Genomic DNA, 7446 nt, shown 5'->3' with positions numbered 1-7446 from the left:
GCTTTATGCCCTGCGGGTATGTATGCCCTCTGGGTACTCATCACAACAATTTCTCGCTCATCATCTTTGCGGATTTACCCACACAAAACGTAATAGAACCCAACTTTCCAACTCTCCAACTTTTTTTAATATGACCGGGCTAACAGCACCATGTGCTTAGAGGGCCCGCCACAGGCCGCGCAAATGACTCCTTCTTCCGGTTCCTCTTCCAAAATTACGCGGATGGTGGCTTTTGTCTTTTCTTTCACCAGGGCTTCGCATGCGGTTGAACCGCACCAGCCGGCACGTACCAGGCCGCGTTGCTCTTGAATGATTTCGGCCAGGGCATCAAAATCCGCTGCGTCCCGGGTGTTGTCATCGCGGAATTTCAGCGCCCTTTCAAAAAGGGAAGACTGGATTTCGTCCAGTTTGTTTTGAAGGGATTGCACGCATTCACCGCGGGATACGAAGGATTTTTCCCGATTGATGCGATTGACCAGCACCACCTGCTTTTTCTCAATATCCTTGGGACCGATTTCCACCCGCACCGGTACGCCGCGCATTTCCCATTCCGCGAATTTCCATCCCGGTGTATTTGTGTCGCAGTCATCCAGGTGGGCCCGGATTCCCGCGGCTTGAAGTTCATCCCTCAGCCGGATGGCTTCCGGCAACACCGTCTCTTTCCAATTTCCCCGGCTGATGGGCACAATGACGGCCTGAAAGGGTGCGATGCGGGGAGGAATGATGAGTCCGGAATCGTCTCCATGTGCCATTATCACGGCTCCCACCAAGCGGGTGGACACACCCCAGGAAGTTCCCCAGCCGAATTCCAGTTCCTGGTCGCGATTTTCAAAACGAATGTTAAATGCCCGAGAGAAGTTCTGCCCCAGGTTATGGGAAGTACCTGCCTGCAGGGCCCGGCCGTCCGGCATCAGCGCTTCAATGCAGTAGGTGTTGACGGCTCCGGCGAACTTTTCAGCGTCTGTCTTTAGCCCGGCGATCACGGGAAGGGCCAGGTATTCTTCGACAAATGTCCGGTAGATGTCCAGGATGCGAAGTGTTTCTTCCTGGGCTTCCGCAGCGGTTGCATGTACGGTGTGTCCCTCCTGCCACAGAAATTCCGTTGTACGCAGAAAAGGGCGGGTGACTTTTTCCCAGCGAACCACGTTGGCCCACTGGTTGATCAGCAGGGGCAGGTCCCGCCAGGAAGAAACCCAGCGCGCGTACATGGAACAGATGATCGCTTCCGATGTGGGGCGTACGGCATAACGCTCTTCCAGGGGTTCGTTTCCTCCCATGGTGACCCAGGCCACTTCCGGGGCGAATCCTTCCACGTGTTCGGCTTCTTTTTTCAGCAAACTTTCAGGAATAAAAAGGGGGAAATAGGCATTGCGGTGTCCCGTGGCTTTAAACATCCGGTCCAACCGCGCTTTCATGAGTTCCCAGATTTCGTAGCCGTATGGGCGGATGACCATCATGCCTTTCATGGGTGAGTAATCAGCCAGTTCCGCGCGTCGGATCACGTCTGTGTACCAGCGGGAGAAGTCCTGCGAACGTTTGGTGATCTGGGTGATGAAATCGTTTTTTTGGGTCATGATAGCGGCTCCTTGGGCAACGAAGATGTTTCCAGGTAATGCAGGGCGGCCTGGTTGACGGGGTCATGCAACAAAAACACCCGGAAGCCCGCAGATTCCGAAATCGATGATGTCAACAGGGCGCGCAGGATTTCCCGGCGCACTTCGGGTTCATTGGATTTTTGGATGTGAATTTGCCAGTCGCGCCCGTTAACAAAAGCCCGGAAACGGCGCAGCAGATCCTCGCTGATTGCCAGGTCTTGAGAGACAGCAAAACCGGACTCCAGGAGGCGGCGGGAAAAGTGAAAAAATGCTCCCTTTGAGATCAGGTCGCGCACGGTCTTTGACTGGCGGGTCTCCTTCACGATTAGATCCGGAATCACCCCGCCCGGGATGGCCCTGTTGGTGTCGTAATCTTTGGGGATGCGATGACCGTAGGGGTTGAGTGCGGTGCCGTATTCACGTTGCAGACAACGCCCATGCGGAGTGTGGTAGCGGGCCGTGGTTAAAGCCGCGCCGCGGTTGCCTGGAAGATTGAAAACCGTTTCCACCAGACCCTTTCCCCAGGAGCGTCGGCCAACCACTAGCGCGCGCCCGTGTTCCTGCAGGGCGGCGGCCAGTATCTCGGAAGCACTGGCACTGTGACGGTTGATCAGGATCGCCAGTTTTAATTCCGGCCAGAGCGGGCGTTCCCGGGAGGTGAATCCCCGTTCCAAAGACCTTCCCCGCAGGGTGACGATGGGGCGTCCCGGCTGCAGAAAGAAATCACTCAACTCAATGGCGGCCGCCAGGGAGCCGCCGGTGTTCCAACGCAGGTCAATGATCAGGCGCTGAATGCCTTGGCTGAGTACCAGGGAATCGACGGCTTTCTTGAACTCATCCGCAGTTGTGCGGCCGAATGTGCGCAAGCCGATGTAGCCGGTTCGCGAATCCGTGGGTTCAACCAGGGTATGGGTCAAGGTAGGCAAAGGGATTTCGGTGCGTTTGATCTGAAAAGAGAGCAGGTCGGGGTTTCCCGGGCGCTCAACCTTTATGGTTACTTGTGTGCCTCTCTGTCCACGCAGATAATTCATTGCCTCGTCCAGGCTCATTTCACGGGTAGGGCGCCCGTCAATAAAGGCGATTACGTCTCCGGGAAGAATGCCCAGGCGAAAAGCCGGGGTACCCTCAATCGGGGCGATTACCGTCAGGTGGCCCCCAATACGACGGATGCGGGTCCCGATTCCGAAATAATTTCCCCGTTGGTCTTCGAACATGGCGCGAAATGAATCCGCATCCAGGAAGTAGGAATGAGGATCCAGTTTTGCCAACAATCCGTGTAAAGATGCATGGACCAGTTCCGTTTCATCAACAGGCTCAGGGTGGTACGCCCGTATCTGCTCAAGAATGGCCGTGCAGGTGCGGATTCCTTGTTCCCACTCCCCTGGATCAGAGGAAAAAAGAGAAAAACAGGCTGCCAGCAGCAACAGGCCGATAACGGTCCGTTTCATGGGAGTTGTATAGCAGAATCGTGCGCATGCGTCAATCAAGCCGTCCTCTATTGAACTGGAAAGCAAAAAATAGTACAATGGGATTCCGTTGGGTATCACATCCCCGAAAACAGGCCGGATTGAGGAGTGAATATGTCGGAAGATAAAGGCAAAGAAGAACAGAATACTGATCATACAGGGGAAGTCCGGGAAGCTTCCGGGAACGGAGCCGAACCTTCCCAGGCAGATCAAAAGGAACCGCGGGTGTTTTCATCTCATGATTTGTACGAATACCAGACGCCTCGGGATGATCTTCCCCGGATTCGCACCGGCGATATCGTGGCCGTCCACTATCGCGTGATTGAGGGGGGCAAGGAGCGGATCCAGGTGTTCGAGGGAACGGTGATCGCCCAGAACAACCGAGGCATCTCCCGCACGGTCACGGTTCGCAAAACTTCATTCGGCGTCTCCGTGGAACGTATCTTTCCTTTGAACTCCAAGCTGGTGCAGACGATCAAGGTGAACCGTCATTCACGGATCCGCAGGGCCAAGCTCTATTTCCTGCGCAGTCGGCGCGGGCGTGCGGCAAGATTGAAAGAACTGCGGTAATGACCGATTTTTCCCTGGAAAGGGAACAATTGGATCAGGGGTGTCGTTTTATCTGCGGTGTAGATGAGGTCGGCCGCGGAGCTCTTTTTGGACCTGTGGTAGCGGGGGCGGTAATCCTTGATCCCTTGAACCTGGATTTTCGTATCCGGGACTCCAAACGTCTTTCCGCCCGCCGACGCGTTGAGTTGGCGACGGTGATTTACGCGATTGCCAGGGCGTGGTCCATCGGCTGGTGTTGGAATGACGCCATTGACCGCATCAACATTCTGCAGGCCACGCGGGTAGCCATGGCACGAGCCGTTGCCGGATTGCAAATCCCCCCTGATTATGTTCTAATAGATGGCATGAAGCCCGATTTTTTGCCGGTTCGGGGAGCCGGCATTCTCCATGGGGATGATTGTAGTCTGTCCGTGGCGGCGGCATCCATTATCGCCAAGGTGTTCCGGGACGACTTGATGATCCGGATGGCAGGCTGGTTCCCTGAATATGAACTGAGTGCCAATAAGGGATATCCCAGCGTCCGACATATACTCGCCTTAAAGCACCATGGGACTACACCATTCCATCGCCGCAGTTTCAGGAAGGTCCTATGGCAGTAGAAAAGCGTTTGACCTTGCAAAGAAGCGCGCAGAAATGCCTTGGGCAGGGCAAGATTGATGCCGCCATCAAGCAATATCGGCGGCTTTTGGAACTGAAACCGGACGATTTGGAAACCCGTCGCATCCTGGGTGATCTCTTTTTAAAACAGCACGACGTCAATTCCGCGGTGGAGCATTTTGAATGGATTGCGGATTACTACCTCAAGGAAGGATTCTTTTCCAAAGCCATCGCCATGTACAAGCGCATTACCCGGGTGAGTCCCAATTACGAGGACGTCTATTTCAAATTGGCCGACCTTTATACCAAGCAGGGGCTGGTGATCGAGGCCAAGCAGATCTACCTGGACCTGGCAGAGGAGAGTAAGCGCAAAAACAACCACAAGCGCGCGCTGGATATGTACAAGCGCATCCTGGAGTTTGACCGCAACAATCTCAAAATGCGACTGTTGCTGGCGGATCACTATTTGCGGGAGGGGGAAGAAGACAGCGCGGTAACGGAATATGTGATTGCCGCTGATCGGTTGATTACAAAAAAGGATTTTGACCGGGCTGAAGAGGTGTTGCGGGAAGTCTTGAAAAAGACCCAGAATCCCAAACTGGTGGAAAAACTGGTCAACTGCTATACCAACCAGGAGCAGGAACAGAAAGCAATCGAATTGCTGACCTCTCTGGGATCAACGCTGTTCAAGAGCAGTTCCCTGCTGAAGCTGTTGGGGGAACTGTATTTCCGCAGCAATCGCCTGGACGAAGCGGAAAAGATCTTTCAGAAAATCACCGAGATCAATCCAGAGGAAAAAGAAGTCATTCTCAAGTTGGGTAAGGTCTATCTGCAACGCCGGGAGTACGACAAAACGTTTCAATTGTTCCTGCCCATTATTGATCAGGCCATTGAAGCGCAGCGTTTTGAAGAGGCCACGTCTCTGTTGCGTTTCATTATTGCTTCCAATTCCAGCCACATCCCCGCATTGTTGAAGCTGGCATCCATTTTCAAGGCCAGCGGCAAGAAAAGCAACCTGATTGCGTTGTATGAGTCCCTGATCCCGATCTACGAAGAAGAGGAAATGAAAGCCGAGTTGGAAAATATACTGGAAGAGTTGATCCGGTTGTCGGATTCCTCGTTTACTTACGAAGAACACCTGGCCCGCTTGCGGGGTAAGCGTTCGGACTCTTCATCATCTTCGCGGGAAATGAGTGATGAAGAGAAACAGCAAAGCCAATTCATCCGTTTCAACATGAAGGTGGTGGATGAAGCCATCAGTGAAGGGGATTCCACCAAAGCCATCGGCATTCTGCAGAAAACCAAAGAGACTTTTCCCCAGAACATTGAAATCCGTCTCAAGGCGTTTGATGTATATCAAATGCTTAATCAGCTCGAATTGCTTGTTGATGAGGGTATTGAGTTGCTGGAGATCTACAGGAGCAGCAACAACGTCCCGGAATTCAATCGCCTTCTGGAGACCCTGTCCCTGTTGAAACCCAATGATCCGCGGCTTTTGGAATACACACTGAACGAAAAAACCAATATCGAGATCGATTTTACGCAGGATGAGTTGAATGAGCAAATCGAGGAGTTGAATACCGGCCGGTTGCATGAGATCGATTTTCCCCAGGAAGAAGAAAGTCATGAAGACGATGTGTTTCTGTTAACCGATGAAGATGGAATGGCGACAGACAAAACACAAGGTTCGGAGACAGACGGGGAAGCCATTCCTGAATCCGCGTTGGCGCAAATGCTGGCGGAATTGGATGGTTTGCTGGAGAACGGCCGCCTGGACAATGCCCGCCAGATGCTCAATGCTTTGCGGCGCCAGATCCCGGATCATCCCGAAGTAAAAGAACGGTTGCGACGGCTGGAGCAACTCAAGCAGGACGAATCTTTCCTTCCCGGCACATTGCCTGAGGATACGGGTGCCCGGGAGAAAGAGATGGTGACTGAATCGATCCCCGTGGAGGAACAGCTCGTCAAAGTAGATGAAGAATCCCTGGAACTGGATATCGATCTCGGTGGTTTTGAAATCGAGTCGCACAAGCTGACCTCCGACAAAAAAGAACAAACACCGCCACCCCCGGTTTCACAACCCTCTCAAGAGTCTATCGAAGATCTTTTCCTGGATCTTGATAATCTGGAAGACGCGCAACCACAATCCGTCCCAAATAAAGAAAAGCAAAGCAGAGAAGATTTCGACCTGTTCAATATCCAGTCGTCCATCTCCGATGAATCCTTAACCCGGCAGGAAGATGAGGATTCGCGGGAGATGCCCCTGAGTGAAACAGGGATTGACATGTCCGCTGAAGAAAAAGTAACGGCGAGTCCGGGATTTGAGGAAATGGAAAGCATCTCTTTTGAAATTGACCTGGAAGAACCGGTTGAAGGCCGGGATTTGCCGGCCCAAGACGTTGATCGCGAAAACCTGATTGTGGGTCCGGATAGTTCAGGGGCTTTCAAAGAAGAACGCATGCAGTCTTCCGTTGATAATCTGTTGGACATCGACGACATCATGATCCCTGAAGAAACCGGTGCGGAAGCGGAATCCCCGTTCGGCGATCTGGGAAAAGAAGCTTCTCCATTTGACAGCGACGAAACCTTGTTGAGCGATGGCGACCTCATGATGGACGTGGAGGAGTTCCTGGAGACGGAAAATTCCGTCGCCGTGGAGCGGGAAGTGATCGAGGCGTGGATGAAAGAGATCGAACGTCAGCGAACTTCCACCACGGAAAAGAACATGATGGAGATCTTCCGGGAGTTCAAGAAGGGTGTGGATGAAAAGATCGGGGAAGGCGACTTTGACACCCGTTACAATCTTGGGATTGCCTACAAGGAGATGGGATTGCTGGAAGAGGCCATCCATGAGTTTCTGATCTCGGCAAAGCATCCCGAGAAGTTTTTTGATTCCGCAGGCTTACTGGGGTTGTGTTTTCGCGAGAAAGGCATGTTTTCCGAGGCGATTACCTGGTTGCAGAAAGCTCTGGATGTAGGGGGACGCAGCCAGGGGGAGTACATGGCCATCCGCTATGAACTTGTTTTATGTTATCGCTTGGGCGAAGATTTGCCCACTGCCTTAAAGATTCTGGGCGAGATGATGGCCATCGATCCCGATTATCGCGACGTGGCCAAACTGTTCGAGGAAGTCCGGGAACGTACCGGCTGATCGCTGATCCGGCCACCATCGCGGCGTCAACCCTTTTAAATTTTTGGTTCTCCCGCGTTTGGTGTGG

The 7446-nt window shown here is 53.0% G+C and carries 5 protein-coding genes; 3 read left to right on the top strand and 2 right to left on the bottom strand.

All coding sequences use genetic code 11. The features are described 5' to 3' along the window. Positions 1-125 precede the first annotated feature (125 nt). Together ENN40_08720 and ENN40_08715 are read right to left on the bottom strand one after the other, a co-directional pair. Positions 126-1574, bottom strand: a complete 1449-nt coding sequence (locus ENN40_08720) for a proline--tRNA ligase (protein ID HDP95425.1) — start codon at positions 1572-1574, stop codon at positions 126-128. Further along, positions 1571-3217 carry a S41 family peptidase gene (locus ENN40_08715; protein HDP95424.1) on the bottom strand — a complete coding sequence of 549 codons (1647 nt, stop codon included), beginning with the start codon at positions 3215-3217 and terminating at the stop codon, positions 1571-1573. The genes ENN40_08720 and ENN40_08715 overlap by 4 nt, the downstream gene beginning before the upstream one ends. Between ENN40_08715 and ENN40_08710 the strand changes: the two genes are divergently transcribed. From ENN40_08710 to ENN40_08700, 3 genes are read left to right on the top strand one after another with little or no spacing between them, the layout of a single operon-like run. After that, entirely contained in the window at positions 3176-3631 is a 456-nt protein-coding gene (locus tag ENN40_08710) for a 50S ribosomal protein L19 (protein HDP95423.1), read from the top strand. The two genes, ENN40_08715 and ENN40_08710, sit on opposite strands and share 42 nt — an antisense overlap. Further along, a complete protein-coding gene (locus ENN40_08705) occupies positions 3631-4230 on the top strand; it encodes a ribonuclease HII (protein ID HDP95422.1) in 600 nt (199 codons plus the stop codon). Before ENN40_08710 ends, ENN40_08705 begins: the two co-directional genes overlap by 1 nt. After that, positions 4221-7379: a tetratricopeptide repeat protein gene (locus ENN40_08700; GenBank protein ID HDP95421.1), complete on the top strand. Its 3159-nt coding sequence runs from the start codon at positions 4221-4223 to the stop codon at positions 7377-7379. The genes ENN40_08705 and ENN40_08700 overlap by 10 nt, the downstream gene beginning before the upstream one ends. The last annotated feature ends 67 nt before the right edge of the window (positions 7380-7446 follow it).

The sequence above is a fragment of the Candidatus Aminicenantes bacterium genome, from assembly GCA_011049425.1.
Taxonomy (GTDB): Bacteria; Acidobacteriota; Aminicenantia; order UBA2199; family UBA2199; genus UBA876.
This window is presented reverse-complemented; position numbering and strand designations above follow the sequence as displayed.